Raw genomic sequence first — 15,798 nt, forward strand, 5'->3', positions numbered from 1 at the left:
CGGCAGTGCGGGATCAGTTGCGGTAGCGGAACGAGATCCGGCCGCGGGTCAGGTCGTACGGGCTCAACTCGACGAGCACCCGGTCGTACGGCAGGACCCGGATCCGGTTCTTGCGCATCTTCCCGCTGATGTGTGCCAGCACCTGGTGACCGTTGGTCAGCTCCACCCGGAAGGTGGCGTTGCGCAGGCACTCCAGGACGGTGCCCTCGAGGGCGATCTCCGACGACATCAGCGCAACACCAGCTCGAGGTTGCTGCTCTCGCGCCGGGCGCCGAACCCCTCGAACAGCGCGAGCGCCGCGGTGTTCGACTGGTGGACCTCCGCCGCGACGGTGGCCGCTCCGGCCCGGTGGGCGGCCGTGAGCACCTCGGCCAGCAGCGCCCGGCCGATCCCACGGCGCCGGTGCCCGGCCCGGACCGCGATCAGCCCGATGCGGGGCCGGCGCGGGATCGGCGCCACCCGGGCCAGGCCCACGTAGCGTCCGTCGTCGACGGCCACGGCGTAGCGTGACGCGTCCTGCAGGTGGAAGATCTCGGCCGGCATGTTGTGCCAACCGACGGTCGCGTCGACCTCGGCGCGGATCGCCCGGTCGAGTTCGCGCAACGGCTCCTCCTCGGCCGCCCCGGCCGACAGCACGGTGACACCCGATTCCTCGGCCGCCCCGGCCGACAGCACGGTGACACCCGGTGACGACGCCGGGACGACACCGGTGGGCACGACGAGCTCCCACTCCCGGCGGCGCGGCCCGAACCCGAGTCGCTCCCATTGCGACAGCAGGTCGAGATCGTCCTCGTCGACGACCGTGTAGAGGGGTTTCGGCAGCGTGGGCAGCATCGCACCGGCCAGCCGGTCGAAGACCGTGCCGTGCCACGCGTCGATGCTGAGGAAGCTGCGGCCGTCGGGCCGCCGCCACACCTCGCCGCGCCCGACGACCTGATCGTCGTCGAGGGCGTGCCAGTGCCGCTCCGAGACCCGTGTGATTTCAGCAGATTGCATAGTGTGCCTTTCGCCGACGTGCTCCCGGCGACACCTGTGTCAATCGCCGACCGTGACGGCATGGGGAGCACCCATCGTTACAACGATCACGATGCTCACCTCCTCATGCAGTGCCACGGCCGCCCGCAGGCTATCCGCGCCGCGTCTGCGCTGTCCAACGGTTTAATCCGTCGAGCAGCCGGTCGATCTCGTCGGCCGTGTTGTAGGGCGCCAGGCCCACCCGCAACGCCGCGTCCAACTTCAGCGCCACGAACGGCTCATACGCGTAGAAGGACCCGGCGGGCGCCAGGACGTCCCGCTCGGCGAGGAACACCTGCGCGGCCCTCGCCTCACGGCCGGCGAAACTCATCAACAGCGTGGGGGTACGGTCGACCGCCGCCGAATACAGCGTGACAACGTCTCCCAGTTCCCGTAGGCCCGCTTCGGCGCGCCGCCGCAGGGCCGTCTCGTGCTCGTGCACCGCCGCCAGCGAGAGCGCCAGCCGTTCGCGCCGGGTGCCGTCCGTTCCCGGCACGATCCCGGCGAGGAAGTCGACGGCCGCGGTGGCCCCGGCCAGCATCTCGTAGGGCAGCGTGCCGAACTCGAACCGCTCCGGAACCGCATCGGACGACGGTGTCAGCTTGTCCGGCCGGATCGTCTCCAGCAGCTCCGGAGCCGCGGCGAGCACCCCGCAGTGCGGCCCGAGGAACTTGTAGGGCGAGCAGACGAACAGGTCGGCCCCGAGCGCCGCCACGTCGACGAGCCGGTGGGCGGCGTAGTGCACACCGTCCACGTAGAGCAGCGCCCCGGCGGCGTGCGCCAGGTCGGCGATCCGGCGAAGCGGCGGCACGGTGCCCAGCACGTTGGAGGCGGCGGTGACCGCGACCAGCCGGGTCCGGGAGGAGAGCGCCCGCTCGTACGACTCCAGGTCGAGCTCCGCGGTGGTGGTGTCGAAGTCGATCCAGCGAACCGTGACGCCGGCGCGCTCGGCGGCCTGGATCCACGGCCGGACGTTGCTGTCGTGGTCCAGACGGCTCACCACGATCTCGTCCCCGGCTGCCAGGTCTTGGCCAGGTGCCGGGAGAAGTCGTAGGTGAGCTGGGTGGCGCTGCGCCCGTGCACGATCCCGCCCGCGGGCACGCCGAGCAGGTCGGCGTAGGCGCTGCGGAACTCGGCGACGGCCCGCTCGGCGTTGTGCTCGGACCGGCTCACGGTGCCGCGGTTGGAGAGCGGCCCGGTGAGCGTGGCCACGATCGCGTCGGCGACCGGCCGTGGCGTCTGGGTGCCGCCGGGCCCGTCGAAGAAGGCGAGACCGGAGTCGAGGGAGGGAAACTGGGCGCGCAGCGCGGTCACGTCGAGGCTCACGCCGTCCACCCTCGCACAGCCGTCAGCGCCGCAGCCGGACCGCCCACCGCCCGGCCATCAGAGCCCCGGCGAGGACCGCGGCGGTTCCGGCCGCCCGGCGGGGCTGCCACCACGACGGCCGCCACTCACCGTGCACCCCCTCGGCGGCCGGTGGAGCCGGCTCGAAGACGTTGCCGTGGTGGGCCTCGACCGGCTCGCGGGACAGTCCGCCGACGCGCATGAGTGGGACGACAAGCGCGTCGTACAGGGGTGGTGTCACCGCGAATCCCAGGGCGATGATCCGGTTGGCGAGCCCCACGCTCACCGTACCCCGCGGTCTGTGGGCGCAGCGCACGATCGCGGCGGCCACCGTCTCCGGCTGGTCGACCGGTGGCGGCGGTTTTCCGATCACTCCCGCGTAGTTCGCCGCGTTGCGGTAGATCGGCGTGTTCACGGCGCCCGGCGACACCAGGCACACGTGGATGTCCGGCGCGTCGCGGGTCTCCAGGCGCAGCGCCCGGATCAGCGCCCGCAGCCCCCACTTGCTGGTGACGTACGAGCTGGTGAACGGCGTGACCACGGTCCCCAGCAGTGACCCGCCGAAGATCAGCACACCCCGGCCCTGGCGCCGGAACCGGGCCAGCGCGACCCGGGCGACCGTCGCGCCGCCGAGCAGGTCGACCTCGACGACCCGCTCGAAGACGCCGGCGGGCACGTCCTCGAACTTCCCGTACGCCATGACGGCCGCGGTGTTGACCCACACGTCGATGCCGCCGAACGCGGTCACCGCCGTGGCCGCCACCTCCTCGACCGTCTCCGGCCGCAGGACGTCGGCGACCGTGACGCGTACGTCTGCGCCGGCTGCCCGGCACGACGCGGCGACGTCGTCGAGCGCGGGCCGGGAGCGGGAGGCGAGAACGAGACGGGCGCCGGTGCGGGCGAACGCGAGCGCGGTGGCGCGCCCCACGCCGCTGGAGGCTCCGGTGATGACGACGACCTGGTCGGTGGGCACGGCAACCGGTGTACCCACCGACCAGCCACTCATTCGCCGTCCGGTCCCGTTGTCACTGCGTGATGCGATTCTTGCCGGAACCGCCGTAGATCCGGTCCGTGCCGGGCCCGCCGGCGATGTCGTCGTTGCCGGCGTCGCCGTAGAGCCGGTCACCGCCGGAGCCGCCCTCGATGAAGTCCGGCCCGCCGCCACCGCGGATCGTGTCGCGGCCGCCCTCGCCGTTCAGGGAGTCGACGCCGTCGCCGCCGTAGACGGTGTCATCGCCCGCCCCGGCGAACACCCCGTCGTGGCCCGGACCGGCCTGGATCCAGTCGTCGCCGGCGCCACCGAGGATCCAGTCGTCGCCCGGGCCGCCGTCGACGGTGTCGGCGGAGCCGTAGGCGCGGATGGTGTCGTTGCCGGTGCCGCCGTGGATGCGGTCCCGGCCGGAGCCGCCGGACAGTGTGTCGTTACCGGCGCCGCCGTAGATCACCGCCGGGACCGCGGACCGGTTGGTGAACTGGTCGTTGTAGTCACCGAGCGAGACGACGAGCCCGGTCGGCCTGCCCTTGACGAAGCACTTCGCCCGGGTGGTGGTGCCCGAGACGATCCCGCAGCCCTTGCCGGGATGGATCACCCGCCGGTCGAGGATGGTGACCGTCCCGCCGGAGACCGCCACCAGCACCCTGTTCTCATTGCCGGGTGAGGCGGTGATGTGGACGACGTTCCCCTCCACGCGGACGGTGGTCCAGACCGGGGCGGCCTGTGCGGGCGAGGCGAGGAAAGGCGCCGACGCGAACGCGGCCAGAGCAGCCGCGGCCAGTGTTCTTCTGCGATGTGAGAACATGAATCCCCATGATCGGTTCTCGGGAAGCGGCTTCGGTAACCACTGCCGAGGATCCTATGAGGACATCGGTGGGGCCCTTTCTCCCCGATTCGTGTCACGCGCCGAGTTCAGCCGTTCGCCACCGGCCGGTAACCGACGGTCAGGCGGACTCGCGGAGGACCAGGGTGGGCTGGAAGATCACCGAGCGGGGTGAGCGGCCCGGTGTGTCGATGTGCGCGATCAGGAGCTGGGCCATCTCGGCGGCCATCTCCTCGACCGGCTGGCGGACGGTGGTCAGCAGCGGACGGCACTCCAGGGCGGCGCTGCTGTCGTCGAACCCGATGACCGCCACGTCGTCGGGCACCCGGCGGCCGCGGTCCTGCAGCGCGCGCAACGCCCCCTCGGCCATCAGGTCGCTGGCGACGAAGATCCCGTCCAGGCCGGGGTGCTCGTCGAGCAGGCGGTGGGCGGCCGTCTCCCCGCCGACCCGGGTGAAGTCGCCGATCTCGACCGCCACGGGCAGATCCGCGGCGGTCCGGAAGCCGTCGAGCCGGTCCGCTCCGGCCGGGATGTCGAGCGGTCCGCTGATCGTCGCGAGGGTGCGGCAGCCGCGGGCGAGCAGGTGTGCGGCCGCGAGCCGGGCGCCGAGTCGCTGGTCGACGTCGACGTAGCTGACCGGCAGTGGCCCGGCCGGGCGGGACGCCAGGACCGCCGGGATGCCGAGGGCGTGCACCTGGGCGGGCAGCGGGTCGTGCTCGCTGCTGCTGATCAGCAGGACTCCGTCGACGTGGCCCTGCCGCAGGTAGCGGACGACCTGGTGATGATCGTCGGCGTCGGTGGGGACGACGACCAGGTGCACGTCGTGCGGGCGCAGCGCCCCGGTCGCCCCGGCGGTGACGCGGCCGAAGTACGGGTCGGTGAAGATCCGGTTGAGGAACGAGTGGTCGTCGGGGCGGTCCGGTTCACTGATCACCAGCGCCACCGAGTCCGATCGGCGGGTCACCAGGCTGCGGGCGGCGACGTTCGGCACGTACCCCGTCTGCGTGATCGCCTTCTGGACCGCGTCGCGGATGCCCGGCGCGACCGACGCCGCGTTGTTGATCACCCGCGACACGGTCGCCCGGGAGACGCCGGCCGCGGCCGCCACCTGGTCCATCGTCGGATGGTGGCCGCCGCGCCCGGATCTCGTGGTCATGACCCCATGTTGTATCAGGGCCGTCCGTTGGTCCCGCACTTGATGATCGGGCGGATGCAGTCGTTCACCCGGCGGGCCATCTCCTCGACCGGCCAGGCGTTGAAGAAGTCACCGTGCATCGTGTATCCGCCGCCGGAGGCGAGCCGCAGCCGGGCCGGGTCACCGGAGACCGGGTAGCGCATGACCTGCCGCAGCTTGGGCACCACGACCGGGTGGCTGGCCGGGCAGGCGTTGCCCACCGGGTACGCCATGTGGCTCTTGTGATCGGTGGAGTCCAGGTCACGGCCGTTCCAGCAGTGCGGGAAGTCCAGGTACGACTCCAGCATGGTCCCGGACGGGCAGTTCACGAAGTCGGGTGACGAGCCGACGTGCCCGGCGTGCAGGCACGACCAGCGGGAGATGGTGTTGTCGGCCGGGCCGGTGGCCTTGGCGTTGCCGGCGACGATGCGCAGGCCCAGCGGCAGCGGCTGGGTCTGGGCGATCAGGTCGTCGCGAACGCCCTCACCGAGGTAGTAGAAGATCCCGGTGACCGGTTCGACCGGCACGTTGTCCTGGTAGAGGGTGGGGATCCAGTAGGACGACTTGTCGATCGACGGGTTGCAGTTGCTGTTCGCGTTGAGCAGCGTGTCGACGGTGCTGAAGGCGTTGGTGTTGGTGGCGCCGAAGAAGCTGTGCATGTGCGAGGCGCCGGGCAGGCCCGGGAAGATGATCGGATCGTCGGGCAGCCGGTGGCTGAACGGGCAGTCGGCGAGGAACTCGGCGACCCGCACCGCGCCCGGCGGGATGGTCGGCGTGGTCCCGCCGCCGCCGCTGCCGTAGACCTGGAACTCGGTGAGCGAGACACCCCACTGGGTGGCGCGCGCGGTGGTCTCCAGGCGCACGTACCGGCCGGTGCCGGTGACGGTGATCGTCTGCCGGCCGCCGGCACCGGTGGTGGTGCTGTGGACGGTGGTCCAGCTGGACCCGTTGGCCGAGGTCTTCAGGCTGAAGCTGCGGGCGTACGCGGCCTCCCAGTCGAGGACCACGGAGGTGACGGTCGCGCTGGCACCGAGGTCGACCTGCAGCCATTGCGGGTCGCTGAACGCGCTGGACCAGCGCGTGCCGAGGTTGCCGTCGACGGCGTTGGAGGCGGGGAACGCGGCCGACTCGCTGGAGGAGGCGGTGGCGGTCTTCCCCTGGGACAGCAGGGTGTCGGCGGCGCTCGCCTGGCCACCCAGAGCGATGACGGAGGTGGCGAGCAGGGCGCCGATTCCGGCGAGGGACAACAGACGGCGTCTCATGGGCGGGGGCTCCTAGAGGGGGGAACGACGCTGTGAAAGCGCTCTATTGACCGTCACTGTGAACGGGCCGTAAGAAGCTGTCAATGCACCGGAAACATCGGTGAAGCGCTTCCCCGGCCGTGCTCTGGGGCATCGACCCAGGTCAGTGGGCTGCACCCGCGGACACGGCCGGGGAAGTTCCGGAACCTCAGGCCCGGTAGACGCCGAGCTCGTAGAGCGAGTAGCCGTACGCCGTCGCCCTGCTCGTGCCGTTGACCCGGACGTAGCGTCCGGAGCCGGCGACCGTCAGCTCGTCGAAGCCGCCGTCACCCGCGGTGGTGGTGTTGACGGTCCGCCAGTTGCTGCCGTCGTCGGAGGTCTGCACCGTGTACGCCTTCGCGTACGCCGCCTCCCACGCCAGCCGCACCCGGTTGAACGACTGGACCGAGCCGAGGTCGACCTGGATCCACGCCGTGTCCACCCATTCGCTGGCCCAGCGGGTGCCGTAGTCGCCGTCGACCGCGTAGGACGGCAGCTGCGGTCCGTTCGTGCCGGTCGGCTGGTAGCTGGACGCGGTCACCGGCTTGCCGCGCGACAGCTCGGTCCCGGGGGCGGGCGGCGGCACGACCTTGAACGACCGCTGCTCGATGCCCACGTTGCCGTGGCCGTCGTAGGCGTACACGTAGACCTTCCAGACGCCCAGGGTCTCGGGCGCCCGTACCGTGAAGGTGCCGTTGCCCGTCTGACTGAAAGCCAGGTGCCGCAGGCCGCGGTTGCCGTTGATGTGCTTGTCACCGGCCATCAGGTTGTAGCGGATCAGGTCGCCCTGCGGGTCGGTCGCGGTGGCCGACACGGTGAACGTGCCACCGGCCGGGACGGCGGTCTGCGAGCCGACCGTCATCGCGGTGATCTCCGGCGGGGTGTTCGGGGCGGGCTGACCGGTGTACGCCTGGCGCATCGCGTGATAGCCGAGGCGCCGCCAGAAGCCGGTGGTGGTGTTGAGCCACACGCCGCCGAAGTCGTTCTCGATGCCGTAGTGGAACTCGGTCGCGCCCAGCGCCACGCCCGGGTGCCCCTTGATGGCGTTCCAGCTGTACGTGTACCCGGCCTTCTTCTGAAGGTCAGTGGGCTCGTTGGGCACCCCGTTGACGTCGTTGGGCACCTCCCACTCCCCCGCCGGCCCGCCCTCGGTGAGGATGTACGGCTTGGTGTGACCGCCCGCGAGCCAGTCCCGCTTGACCGTGTCGATCGCCCCGTACGAGTTGACCGCCAGCAGGTCCAGCGCCGGCGAGTACGGCTTGTAGTACGTCCAGGCGTGGGTGTACGCGTCGGTCGAGGTGACCGGGTGGTTCGGGTCGGCGGCGTGGATGGCCTCGGTGACCTCGTTGACGAACCGCGCGTACGCCACCCGCCGGGCCTCGACCACGTCGGCGGCCAGCCCGTAGTTCTGCATCTCCAGGATGACCTCGTTGCCGACGTCCCAGAGCAGCACCCCGGACCGGCCCTTGAGCTCGTTGACCTTGGCGACGATCTCGGCCTTGACGGCGGTCTTGTACGCGGTGTCGTTGACGTAGTCGGTGCCGTGGTTGAGCCACAGCCCGACTATGACCTTGATGCCGTGCCGGGCCGCGGTGTCCAGCAGTAACGGCGTGTTCGCGTCCGGTCCCCAGATGCGGATCGTGTTGACGCCCATGTTCTTCAGGTCGCGCATGTAGCCGTCGGCGGCGCCCTGCGGCGGGCCGTAGGTCATGCCCTTGATCTCCCACGGCGTGCCGTTGACGGTGAGCTGCCAGTTGCCCTGCGAGCCGGTGACCCGCACGACGCTAGGCCCGGCCGGCACCGGCGGGTCGGTCATCGCGGGCGCCGTGGTCTTGACGGAACGGGCCACGGTCACCGAGTCGATGCTGAGCGTGCCGCCCGAGGTGGTCGCGGCGGTCGGCGTGGTCGTGCCGGCGATCGCGTTCGGCAGCGAGCCGCCGATGGCCAGGTCGAAGCGCAGGTAGAAACCGTGGTGCACGGCCGCCTGCCAGGCTGCGACGCCGACCTGCGACTCGCGGACCACCCAGGTCTGCCGGCCGTCGAGGTAGAACCGGATCTCCTCGTCGGTCTTCGTCCGGTCGATGACCTGCGTGTACTCGTGGAAGCCGGACTGGCAGGCGACGCACGACGCGAACCCGGAGGACCGACCGTCGTACTCGTTGCAGGCCCCACCGGGCGCGGTGCCGCAGTGCAGCGTCTGCGACAGCTGGTCACGACCGTTGACGCCGGTCATGATGTCGGTCTCGCCGACACTCGGCCAGTTGGTGAAGTTGCCGCGGTAGGCGGCACCGGTGGCCCGGAAGCCCGGCCAGTACCCGGCGGCGTTCGCCACGTCCGGCTGCTTCAGCACGGCGGTGAACTTGAGCAGCTCACCGGGCTGCGGGGTGAAGTCGGTGCGCTGCGTCTCGATCCGGCCCGAAGTCCAGTTGCCGGCGCCGTCGCGGATCGCCCGGATGTTGAGCTTGCCCGCGCCGTCGAGGGAGACGTTGGCGGTCGAGTTGCTGGCCGTCTCCACCGAGCCGGTGCCCCAGTTGGCGGCCCCGCCCGGGTACTGCGTGCCGGTGCGCAGCAGCCAGTTCGCCGCGCTCGGGCCGGTGTTGGCCGCACCGTCGAAGGTGTCGGTCCAGATCGTGGCGAACTCGTCGTTCACCGGGCCGCTGTCGCCGCCGTAGACCTGGAGCTCCCACAGCGAGTAGCCGTAGCCGGTGCCGCGCTGGGTGCCGTTCATCCGGACATACCGGCCGGTGCCGCTGACCGCGTGCGTCTCGGTGCCTCCGGCACCATTGCTCACGCTCTTGATGGTGGTCCAGGTGTTGCCGTCGGTCGAGGTCTGGATGTCGTACGCCCTACCGAACGCGCCCTCCCACTGGAGCACGACCCGGCTGATCGCCACGGACGAGCCGAGGTCGACCTGGATCCACTGCGGGTCGGCGAACGCGCTGGACCAGCGGGTGCCGAGGTTGCCGTCGACGGCGAGCGCCGGGCTGTAGCCGGGTCCGGCGGCCTCCTGTGAGGACGCGGTGGCCGGCCTGCCTTGCGACAGCAGCGTCTCGGCCGCTCCGGCAGCGGAGGGGACGCCCAGGGTCGCGGCGACGAGCGCGATGAGAAGGAGCAGCCGTCTATACATGATCACACCAATGCGTCGGGGGACGGAAAGCGCTCTCCAAGCGAGGCGATTGTTTCGTCCCTGTTGCCGAGGGTCAATACGAAAGCGTTGACAGAATCAGTTCCGGAACTGGAGACTGCGCCACGTGAATGCGATTCCCCGTATCCTTCTCGCATGCGCCCTGCTCAGCGGGGCCGGATGTGCCGGCCCCGCACCGGTCTCCCCCACCCCCGTCGCCACCACCTCTGCACCCGGCTTCGGCGGCACCGACCGATCGTGGATCGAGATCACCATCGCGATGGACGAGGAGTTGCTGCCCCTGCTCGACCTGGTCGGTGACGACTCCGACCTGACCGATGTGGTGGCGCAGGTCAGAGAGTTCACCGAGGCCGAGCTGACCGAGCTGCGGCGCCTGCACGGCGAGGCGGGGCTGCCCTCGGAGAACCCGCACAAGGGCATGCCGATGCCCGGCATGGTGATGCCGTCGCAGGTCGCCGCGGCCGCCGCGCTCCGTGGCAAGGAGTTCGACTCGGCGCTGCGCGGGCATCTGCGGGCCCATCTCGAACAGAGCCAGAAATTGGCCGCGAGCGAACGGTCCGCCGGGTCGGAACCGCGCACGATCGCACTCGCCGCACGCATTTCCGAGACCCGGCAGTCCGCTCTCAATCTGCTCTAGAGAAAACTGTTATCGGGGCAGCTCGTAGTTCTCGTTCAACGCCGCGCCGCGCTCCGGCTTGTACAGGTCGAAGCCGCGCGGGTTGCACTGCAGGCCACCGTTGATGCAGTGGCGCACCAGGGCGGCCAGCGTCGCCGGGTCCCAGACGTTGTAGACGTCGTAGTGGAACGAGAACCCGCGGCCGCTGGAGAACCGGACCTGCGACATGTTCCCGCTGACCGGCCACGCCATCTTGAACTCGATCATCGGGACGGCCACCGGGTGCGACGTCGGGCAGACGCCGTTGACCGGGTACGCCATGTGGCTCTTGTGGTCCGGCGAGTCCAGGTGGATGCCGTTCCAGCAGCTCGGCGCCTGGTAGCGGGCGTTCAGCTGGGTGCCGGCCGGGCAGTTCGCCGGGATGTCCCAGTTGAACGAGCTGTTGCCGCACTCGAAGCCCTCGACCGCGCCCGGGGCGTTACGGAACTCGTCCTGGGTGGCGGTCGGGCTGCCGACCACGTAGCGCAGACCCGGCGGGAACGGGCGCACGCTGCGGTAGTCGATCACACCGCTCTTGTAGTAGATGACCTGCGGGCCGTCCGGCTGCACCGCGGTGGTGCCGTTGAGCAGCGTCGGCATCCAGTAGCCGGTCTTGTCGCCCGGCGTGATGCACGAGGTGCCGCCCGCCTGCAGGCTGGACAGTGTCGAGTTGGCGTTCGTCGTCCGGTTGCCCATGAACGTGTGCGAGTGCGAGGCGCCGGGCAGGCCGGGGAAGACGATCGGGTCGTCGTTCAGGTTGGTCCGGCTCACCGAGCAGTTCGCCTGGAACTCACGGTGCGTGACCGGCGGGTTGGTCGCCGGGGGGATCTCGGTGGACGGGACCACCCCGGTGACCGGCGGGTTCGCGTAGACGTAGCCGGGGCCGTCGGTCGGCGGCGGTGTGGCCGTGGACGTGCCGTAGACCTTGAACTCGTACAGCGAGTAGCCGTAGGTGGTGCCGCGCTGGGTGCCGTACATCCGCACGTACCGGCCGGTGCCGTTGACGTTCAGGGTCTGGGTGCCGCCGGCCGCGGTGGTCGTGCTGTAGACCGACGTCCAGGCGTTGCCGTCCGGCGAGGTCTGGATCTGGAAGGCCTTGGCGTACGCCGTCTCCCATTGCAGGACGACCTGCGTGATCGTGGCCGTGGCGCCGAGGTCGACGCGCAGCCACTGCGGGTCGGCCCACTGGCTGCCCCAGCGGGTGTCGGCACGGCCGTCGAAGGCCGCGATGGCCGGTGACTCGCCGTTCTCCAGCGACGAGGCCAGGGCGGGTTTGCCCTGGGAGAGCAGGGTGTCCGCGGCCTGGGCGGACTGGTTGCCGGCCACCACCAGCAGCGCGGCGGTCAGCAGGGTGGCGCCGATGGGCGCCAGGATGCGTTTTCGCACGGTTGATCTCCAAGTCTGTGCGAGGACGGGGGAACGCGCTTGGAGAGCGTTTTCCCATCGTGTGCTCCGGTGTCCCGAACGTCAATGATTTCCGGTTCCGGAACCCGGTGTTTCGGACCTGTGACGGGAGCGTCGGAAACCGCTCTCCCCGTGCTATAACTGCGGGCATGCAGAGCCAGCGGCTGCCCACCCTCGAGGACGTGGCGCGCGTGGCCGGAGTCTCCCGGGCCACCGTCTCCCGTGTCGTCAACGGCATCCGCAACGTCGACCCACAGTTGCACCAGCAGGTGTGGGCCGCCGTCGACCAGACCGGTTACGTGCCCAACCGGATGGCCCGGTCGCTGGTCACCCGGCGCACCGGCACCGTGGCCCTGGTCGTCTCCGACAGCGAGACCCACGACGACGACCCGTTCATGTCCCGGTTCTTCTCCGACCCCTATTTCGGGCGCGTCGTCGGTGGCCTGATGAGCGTGCTGCGCCCGCACGGTGTGCAGCTGGCACTGCAGATGGTCGGCGCCGACGGCCACAAGGGCCTGGTGGGTGACCTGCGCAACGGGCAGGCCGACGGCGCCGTGGTCCTGTCACTCCCGGCCCGCGACCCGCTGCCCGGCCTGCTCGCCGAGTCCGGGATCCCCGCCGTGCTGATCGGCCGCCCCGCCGACCCGGTCCCGATCAGCTACGTCGACCTCGACAACGAGGGCGGCGCCGCCCTCGCCGCCGACCGCCTCGCCGCCCTGGGCCGCCGCCGCCCGGTGATGATCTCCGGCCCGCCGGCCGTGCCCGCCAGCGTCGACCGGATCTCCGGTTTCCGCCGCGCGATGGCCCGGCACGGGCACGCGTGGATCCCCCAGGAGACCGGAAACTTCACCCAGGACAGCGGCGAGCGGTCGATGCGCGCGCTGCTGGCCGCTCATCCCGAGCTGGACGCGGTGTTCGTGGCCAACGACCTGATGGCCGTCGGCGCCCTGCTGGTCCTGCAGGACGCGGGCCGCAGCATCCCCGGCGACGTCGCCGTGATCGGCTTCGACGACAGCAGCGCCGCGCTGTCCGCCCGCCCGGCCCTCACCACGGTCCGCCACCCCCTCGAGGACATGGCCGCCGAGGCCGCCCGCATGCTCCTGTCCCGCCTCGACGACCCGGAGACCCGCGTGACCTCGGTGATCTACGAGCCCACCCTGGTCGAGCGCCGGACCGCCTGACGCCTGGCGCCGCCCGAGACCCGCCACTCCCGCCGCGATCCCCCGCACCGCCCGAGATCGCCACCCCCACCGCGATCCCCGCACTACCCGCGATCCCCGCACCACCCGCAACTCCGTGCCACCCGTGATCTCCGCACCCTCCGGAATCTCTGTGGTGCCGCGGTCGGGGCTCTGGTGCAATGTCGCGGTGGTGACAGATCTTTCCGGCCGGCACGTGCGCGCGGCCGCCGCCGACGACGTGACGCCGCACTCCTACTTCGTGTTCGCGGACGGCCGGCTACTGCGCGTGGCCACCGGCAGCACGCGGGCCGCATCGATAGCCGAGGTGCCGAACATCCGCGAGACCGGGCACGGCACCGGCGACGGGCGCCTGGAAGGCAGGCACCTCGAGGTCCGGTTGTACGTGCATGGGCCCTGGGTGTGCGTGACCGAGCGGTTCGGCACCAACGCGGCGCTGATCAACACGGTTGACCGGACGGTCCGTGAGCTCAGCCGTGCCGACTACCACTCGGACGTGTCCAGTTACTCCGTCGGCTTCCTCGAACGGGACGGACGCACGCTGCTGATCGCCCAGACCGGGTGGAACCGGCTGGACGTCTTCGACGCCGCGACCGGCGCCAACCTGACCGAGCGCGAAGTGCTCGTCAGCGACACCGAGCAGAAGAACTACGTCGACTACTTCCACTCGCTGCTGCACGTCTCGCCCGACTCACGTCACTTCCTGAGCAACGGCTGGGTGTGGTCTCCGGTGGACGTGGTGCGGGTCTTCTCGACCGAGGCGTTCCTGACCGGGTTCGAGCCGACCGGCGTCTCGGTCTCGACGGCCTTCGGATACAACTGGGACCGGCCCTGCACCTTCGTCGATGACCGCACGTTCGTGCTGGCGCTGGACGAGGAAGACGACGACACCGACGGCGACTACCGTCAACTGGCCTTCTTCCAGATCACGGACCCGACCTCGGCCGACCGTGCGGATCGGTGGCTGGAGCCCCGCGAACTGGTGGACTGCGACGTGTTCGCCCGCAACGAGCACGGCGAGGTCAAGGGCGAGCTGCACTACGACTCCGCGTCGGGTCGCCTGGTCGCGCTGACCGACGGCAACGGCGCCCACGTGCTCTCGCTGCGGGGTGAGGTCGTGGCCCATCTTCCTGACATCGACCTCGCGAGCCCGCCGTCACACGGTGACTTCGGCAGCACGTTCAGCAGTTCCGGAGGCTGGTCGTACGCGCCACGGCATCGTGTGTTCCACCGCTGGGCCGACGGCTCGGGCATCGAGGAACGTCCCCTACCCGAACAGGGACACCGATAGCCGCGAGTCGATATGGTGTCCGGCGTGAGACTTCGCCTGATGGCCGTACTGGCCTCTCTGCTCGTGGTCCTATCCCCGGCCACCGCCGCCCGCGCCGCCGATGACCCTCTGCTCGACCAGCTGACGGCCATACCGGGGCTTACCGTCATCTCCCAGACCCAGGGGACCGGCTACCGGTTCTTCGTCATGACCTACCGCCAGCCTGCCGACCACCGCCACCCCGGCCGTGGCTCCTATGAGCAGCGCCTGACCCTGCTGCACCGGTCGGAAGCCGGCCCGGTGGTGCTGTTCACCAACGGCTACGGCCTCGCCGCGAGCCCGCGCCCCTCGCAGACCGAGCCGGCCGCGCTGCTGAACGCCAATCAGCTCTCGGTCGAGCACCGGTTCTTCACCCCGTCCCGCCCGGCCGACGCCGACTGGTCCGACCTGACCATCTGGCAGGAGGCCACCGACGAGCACCGGATCGTCGGGGCTTTCAAGACGGTCTACGACGGGAAGTGGATCCAGACCGGCGGCAGCAAGGGCGGTATGACGAGCGTCTACCACCGACGGTTCTACCCGGGGGACGTCGACGGCGTGGTGGCCTACGTGGCGCCGAACGACGTGATCAACCCGGCCGACAGCGCGTACGACCGCTTCTTCGACACCGTGGGCACCGCCGACTGCCGGAGGAGCCTCGACGAGGTCCAGCGGCAGGCGCTGCTGCGCCGCGACCGTCTCGTCCCGCGGTTGGAGGCCGCAGCGGCCGAGGCCGGCTGGACGTTCGAGCGCACGATCGGCACCGCGGACCGCTCGTTCGAGATGACCGTGCTGGACTCGGTGTGGGCGTTCTGGCAGTACAGTCTGGCCGCCGACTGCGCGGACGTGCCGGCGGCGACGGCCTCCGACGACGAGATCTGGACGTGGATCGACACGGTCGCGGGCTGGAGCTTCTACACCGACCAGGCGCTCGAGTACTACTGGCCGTACTATTTCCAGGCCGCGTCGCAGCTGGGCTGGCCGAGCCTGAGGTTCGAGCACCTGCGTGGCCTGCGCAACCACCCGAACCTGTACACGGCGAACGCCTCGCTGCCGAAGGAGCTGCGCCGCCCGCACAACCCGCTCCCGATGATCGACGTGGACCTGTGGGTGCGGACGCAGTCGGAGCGGATGCTGTTCGTCTACGGCGAGAACGACCCGTGGGGCGCCGAGCGGTTCGCCCCGAGCCGGCGTGACTCGGCACTGTACGTCGCGCCGGGCGCCAACCACGGCGCGAACATCGCCCGCCTCAGCCCGGCCGACTCGGCCGCCGCCACCGCCACGCTGCGCCGCTGGGCCGGCGTCCCGGCCACCCTCGCCCGGCCGCTCGCCGCGGACCTGCCGCTGGACGACGGCCTCGGCGACCGCCGCCGGATCCGCTGATCACCCGCCCCGCCGGGGCCGCCCTCGCCGGCGGCCTCGGCGGGGCCACCGCGGCGGCCCCGCCCGGCGCGAGG

The 15,798-nt window shown here is 70.8% G+C and carries 14 protein-coding genes; 4 read left to right on the plus strand and 10 right to left on the minus strand.

Features of this window, described 5'->3' with window-relative positions; all coding sequences use genetic code 11:
* Positions 1–13: 13 nt before the first annotated feature.
* From infA to ACQPZW_RS24500, 9 genes are all read right to left on the minus strand, one after another.
* Complete coding sequence (gene infA, locus ACQPZW_RS24460) at positions 14–229, minus strand: translation initiation factor IF-1 (protein WP_433797274.1); 216 nt, start codon at positions 227–229, stop codon at positions 14–16.
* On the minus strand, positions 229–996 hold the full coding sequence (locus ACQPZW_RS24465; protein ID WP_433797275.1) for an N-acetyltransferase family protein: 768 nt from the start codon (positions 994–996) through the stop codon (positions 229–231). The genes infA and ACQPZW_RS24465 overlap by 1 nt, the downstream gene beginning before the upstream one ends.
* Positions 997–1,126: 130 nt before the next feature.
* A complete protein-coding gene (locus ACQPZW_RS24470; protein WP_433797276.1) occupies positions 1,127–2,014 on the minus strand; it encodes an aminotransferase class V-fold PLP-dependent enzyme in 888 nt (295 codons plus the stop codon).
* Positions 2,011–2,340: a hypothetical protein gene (locus ACQPZW_RS24475; protein ID WP_433797278.1), complete on the minus strand. Its 330-nt coding sequence runs from the start codon at positions 2,338–2,340 to the stop codon at positions 2,011–2,013. The genes ACQPZW_RS24470 and ACQPZW_RS24475 overlap by 4 nt, the downstream gene beginning before the upstream one ends.
* A 22-nt stretch (positions 2,341–2,362) precedes the next feature.
* Entirely contained in the window at positions 2,363–3,331 is a 969-nt protein-coding gene (locus tag ACQPZW_RS24480) for an SDR family NAD(P)-dependent oxidoreductase (protein WP_433797279.1), read from the minus strand.
* A 52-nt stretch (positions 3,332–3,383) separates the two neighbouring features.
* The gene (locus tag ACQPZW_RS24485) at positions 3,384–4,157 is read right to left on the minus strand and encodes a calcium-binding protein (protein WP_433797280.1); all 774 of its coding nucleotides are present in this window, start codon (positions 4,155–4,157) and stop codon (positions 3,384–3,386) included.
* 139 nt (positions 4,158–4,296) lie between these two features.
* Positions 4,297–5,331 carry a LacI family DNA-binding transcriptional regulator gene (locus ACQPZW_RS24490; RefSeq protein WP_433797282.1) on the minus strand — a complete coding sequence of 345 codons (1,035 nt, stop codon included), beginning with the start codon at positions 5,329–5,331 and terminating at the stop codon, positions 4,297–4,299.
* A gap of 14 nt (positions 5,332–5,345) precedes the next feature.
* Complete coding sequence (locus ACQPZW_RS24495; protein ID WP_433797283.1) at positions 5,346–6,611, minus strand: DUF1996 domain-containing protein; 1,266 nt, start codon at positions 6,609–6,611, stop codon at positions 5,346–5,348.
* A 187-nt stretch (positions 6,612–6,798) separates the two neighbouring features.
* On the minus strand, positions 6,799–9,756 hold the full coding sequence (locus ACQPZW_RS24500) for a discoidin domain-containing protein (RefSeq protein ID WP_433797285.1): 2,958 nt from the start codon (positions 9,754–9,756) through the stop codon (positions 6,799–6,801).
* Between the two features lie 124 nt (positions 9,757–9,880).
* On the opposite strand from ACQPZW_RS24500, the gene ACQPZW_RS24505 reads away from it, so the two are divergent.
* Entirely contained in the window at positions 9,881–10,411 is a 531-nt protein-coding gene (locus tag ACQPZW_RS24505) for a DUF305 domain-containing protein (RefSeq protein ID WP_433797286.1), read from the plus strand.
* Between the two features lie 9 nt (positions 10,412–10,420).
* Here the strand turns inward: ACQPZW_RS24505 and ACQPZW_RS24510 are convergent, their stop codons facing one another.
* Positions 10,421–11,815, minus strand: a complete 1,395-nt coding sequence (locus ACQPZW_RS24510) for a DUF1996 domain-containing protein (RefSeq protein ID WP_433797288.1) — start codon at positions 11,813–11,815, stop codon at positions 10,421–10,423.
* Positions 11,816–11,982: 167 nt separating this feature from the next.
* Here ACQPZW_RS24510 and ACQPZW_RS24515 point away from each other — a divergent pair, with 167 nt between their 5' ends.
* From ACQPZW_RS24515 to ACQPZW_RS24525, 3 genes are all read left to right on the plus strand, one after another.
* Positions 11,983–13,014: a LacI family DNA-binding transcriptional regulator gene (locus ACQPZW_RS24515; RefSeq protein WP_433797289.1), complete on the plus strand. Its 1,032-nt coding sequence runs from the start codon at positions 11,983–11,985 to the stop codon at positions 13,012–13,014.
* Positions 13,015–13,204: 190 nt separating this feature from the next.
* Positions 13,205–14,323: a hypothetical protein gene (locus tag ACQPZW_RS24520; protein ID WP_433797290.1), complete on the plus strand. Its 1,119-nt coding sequence runs from the start codon at positions 13,205–13,207 to the stop codon at positions 14,321–14,323.
* A 24-nt stretch (positions 14,324–14,347) separates the two neighbouring features.
* On the plus strand, positions 14,348–15,724 hold the full coding sequence (locus tag ACQPZW_RS24525) for a S28 family serine protease (RefSeq protein WP_433797291.1): 1,377 nt from the start codon (positions 14,348–14,350) through the stop codon (positions 15,722–15,724).
* Positions 15,725–15,798: the final 74 nt, after the last annotated feature.

This window comes from Actinoplanes sp. CA-252034 (assembly GCF_050956125.1).
In the GTDB taxonomy this organism is placed as follows: domain Bacteria; phylum Actinomycetota; class Actinomycetes; order Mycobacteriales; family Micromonosporaceae; genus Actinoplanes.

Bases quoted from the DNA above. Each gene is read 5' to 3' on its own strand.
- infA (WP_433797274.1), bottom strand. From the start codon at position 229: ATGTCGTCGGAGATCGCCCTCGAGGGCACCGTCCTGGAGTGCCTGCGC.
- ACQPZW_RS24465 (WP_433797275.1), bottom strand. From the start codon at position 996: ATGCAATCTGCTGAAATCACACGGGTCTCGGAGCGGCACTGGCACGCC.
- ACQPZW_RS24485 (WP_433797280.1), bottom strand. From the start codon at position 4,157: ATGTTCTCACATCGCAGAAGAACACTGGCCGCGGCTGCTCTGGCCGCG.
- ACQPZW_RS24490 (WP_433797282.1), bottom strand. From the start codon at position 5,331: ATGACCACGAGATCCGGGCGCGGCGGCCACCATCCGACGATGGACCAG.
- ACQPZW_RS24495 (WP_433797283.1), bottom strand. From the start codon at position 6,611: ATGAGACGCCGTCTGTTGTCCCTCGCCGGAATCGGCGCCCTGCTCGCC.
- ACQPZW_RS24500 (WP_433797285.1), bottom strand. From the start codon at position 9,756: ATGTATAGACGGCTGCTCCTTCTCATCGCGCTCGTCGCCGCGACCCTG.
- ACQPZW_RS24515 (WP_433797289.1), top strand. From the start codon at position 11,983: ATGCAGAGCCAGCGGCTGCCCACCCTCGAGGACGTGGCGCGCGTGGCC.